The sequence below is a fragment of the Streptomyces griseoloalbus genome (assembly GCA_014650015.1).
Lineage (GTDB): Bacteria > Actinomycetota > Actinomycetes > Streptomycetales > Streptomycetaceae > Streptomyces > Streptomyces griseoloalbus.
Map to the genome: position 1 here is coordinate 1 of BMUD01000061.1, position 3,014 is coordinate 3,014.

Below are 3,014 nucleotides of genomic sequence, written 5' to 3' on the forward strand. Positions count from 1 at the left end.
TGATGGCGATGCGGCACGGTGTGCTGCCGCGCACCCTGCACGTGGACGCGCCGTCGTCGCACGTCGACTGGTCCGCGGGTGCGGTGGAACTGCTGACCGAACCGGTGGAATGGTCGGGCGAAGGACGCCCGCGCCGTGCGGGTGTGTCCTCGTTCGGCATCAGCGGCACCAACGCGCACGTCGTCCTCGAACAGCCCGAGTACGAGAGGGCGGATGAGGAGGACGCCGCGAGCGGCGGACTCGCCTCCCTCGCGCCGGGCGTGGTTCCGTGGGTCCTCTCCGGCAAGACCGAGGCCGCCCTGCACGCCCAGGCCGCACGCCTCCTGGCCCGCGTTGAGGCCGCACCCGAACTGCGCGCCGTGGACCTCGGCCGCTCCCTGGCCACGCAGCGCTCCGTCTTCGACCACCGTGCCGTGGTCCTCGCCGACGATCGTGAGTCCGCCGTGCGCGGCCTGGCCGCGGTGTGCGTGGGAGAGAGCGACCCGGCTGCGATCGTCGGCGCGACCGAACAGGGCCGCACGGCGTTCCTCTTCTCGGGTCAGGGTTCGCAGAGGCTCGGTATGGGTCGTGAACTGTACGGTCGTTTCCCGGTGTTCGCGGAGGCGTTCGACGCGGTGTGCGCGGGATTGGACGAGCACCTGGACCGCCCCCTGCGCGACGTGGTCTGGGGCGAGGACGCGGATGCGCTGAACCGGACCGTGTATGCCCAGGCGGGGTTGTTCGCGGTCGAGGTGGCGTTGTTCCGGTTGGTGGAGTCGTGGGGTGTGCGGCCGGAGTTCGTGGCCGGGCATTCGATCGGTGAGGTGGCCGCCGCGCATGTGGCGGGCGTCTTCTCCCTGGCGGACGCGTGTGCGCTGGTGGCTGCGCGTGGCCGGCTGATGCAGGCGCTGCCTGCCGGTGGTGCCATGGTCGCGGTCGAGGCGACCGAGGCCGAGGTCCTGCCGCACCTGACCGACGAGGTGTCGGTCGCGGCCGTCAACGGCCCGTCGTCGGTGGTGATCTCGGGTGCCGAGGCCGCTGTGGAAACCGTGGCGGAGGTGTTCCGCGAGCTGGGGCGCCGTACGACCCGGCTGCGGGTGTCGCACGCCTTCCACTCCCCGCTGATGGAACCGATGCTGGACGACTTCCGCACGGTCGTGGAAGGACTGTCGTTCGCCGCGCCCCGCATACCGGTGGTCTCGAACGTCACGGGCACGCTCGCCGGTGACGAACAGCTCGCTTCCGCCGCCTATTGGGTGACCCATGTCCGTGAGGCCGTACGCTTCGACGACGGTATCCGTGCCCTGGCCGAACAGGGCGTCACGCGATTCGTCGAGCTGGGCCCCGACGGTGTGCTGAGCGGCATGGCCCGCGAGAGCGCCGGCGACGACGCCCTCCTCGCTCCGTTGCTGCGCAAGGACCGCGAGGAAATCACCACCGCCCTGCGGGCGTTGGCCGAGCTGTACGTCCGCGGCGGCCACGCCGACTGGGCCGCCGTGCTCGACGGCACCGGCGGCCGCCCCGTGGACCTGCCCACGTACGCCTTCCAGCACGAGTACTTCTGGCCCGCCGGATCCGTCACCGGCACCGGCGACATCCGCCTCGCGGGCCTCGGCACCCCCGGGCACCCGCTGCTGGGCGCGGCCGTCGAACTGGCGAGCGCCGACGGGGTGGTGCTCACCGGCAGGCTGTCGCTCCAGTCACAGCCGTGGCTGGCCGACCACGCGGTGCGGGACTCGGTGCTGGTGCCGGGCACGGCCCTGCTGGAGCTGGCCATCCGCGCGGCCGACGAGGTCGGCTGCGACACGGTCGAGGAACTGACCCTCTCCGCCCCGCTGGTGCTGCCCGACCACGGCGGCACCCGCATCCAGGTCACCGTCGGCGAGCCGGACGAGGCGGGGCGCCGCAGCGTCGCCGTCCACTCGCGACACGACGCGGACGACGACCGCGGCGCCTGGACCCTGCATGCCTCGGGCACGCTGGCCGACGAGACGACCGTCGTGCGGTCCGGGTTCGACGCGTCCGTGTGGCCACCGAAGGACGCCCGGCCGGTCGACCTCACCGACTGCTACGACGTACTGGCCGAAGCCGGCCTCCGCTACGGGCCGGTCTTCCGGGGCCTGCGTTCCGCCTGGCGCCGGGGTGACGAGGTCTTCGCCGAGGTGGCGCTGAACGACGACGTCGACGGCGGCACCTACGGGCTCCACCCCGCGCTCTTCGACGCCGCCCTGCACGCCTCCTTCGCCTTCGCCGACGACGACATCCCGCTCGGCGGTGTGCCCTTCTCCTGGGAGGGCGTGCGCCTGCACGCGTCCGGCGCCTCGGCACTGCGCGTCCGGCTGACCAGGACCGGTGACGACTCCCTGGCCGTCGAGCTGGTCGACCCCGCCGGCACGCCCGTGGCCTCGGTGGAGTCCCTCGTCGTACGGTCCGCCTCGGCCGCCGACGGCGGATCCGGGAACGGCGCCAAGTCCCTCTACCACGTGGACTGGGTGCCCGCCCGTGCCGCGACCGGCACCCTGTCCCCGGAACCGGTCGCACTGCTCGGTGACGAGATCCTCGCTGTGATCGGCACCGACGCGGACGGTCTGGTCATCGCCGGCGACCTCGACGCACTGGCGGCGAACGACGTGCCCGGCACGGTGCTGGTTGCCGTGACGAACTCCCTGCCGGACGTGGTCGAGTCGGCGCACAACGCGGCCGCTCGGGCCCTGGACCTCGTGCGGGGCTGGCTGGCGGACGAGAGGTTCGCCACGTCCCGCCTCATCTTCGTCGTCGGCGCGTCCGACGGCACGGGCGACCTGACGGACGCCCCGGTCAGGGGACTGGTGCGGTCCGCCCGGCTGGAGCATCCGGAGCGGTTCGGTCTGCTGGACGTCGAGCCGGGCGTGGTGCTGTCGGCCGAGCTGCTGGGTGCCGCGCTGGCCGTGGGCGAGGCCGAGGCCGAGGTGGCGGTGCGTGGTGGTGAGGTGCTGGTGCCTCGCCTGGCGCGGGTGGCGTCCGGGGCCGGTGTGGATGCTGCCGGCTGGGATGTG

At 73.1% G+C, this 3,014-nt stretch carries 1 protein-coding gene; it reads left to right on the forward strand.

Annotated features, from left to right (window positions below; translation table 11 throughout):
• A partial coding sequence (locus tag IE178_RS34910) for a type I polyketide synthase (protein WP_193515046.1) occupies positions 1 to 3,014 on the forward strand: 3,014 nt, incomplete at both ends.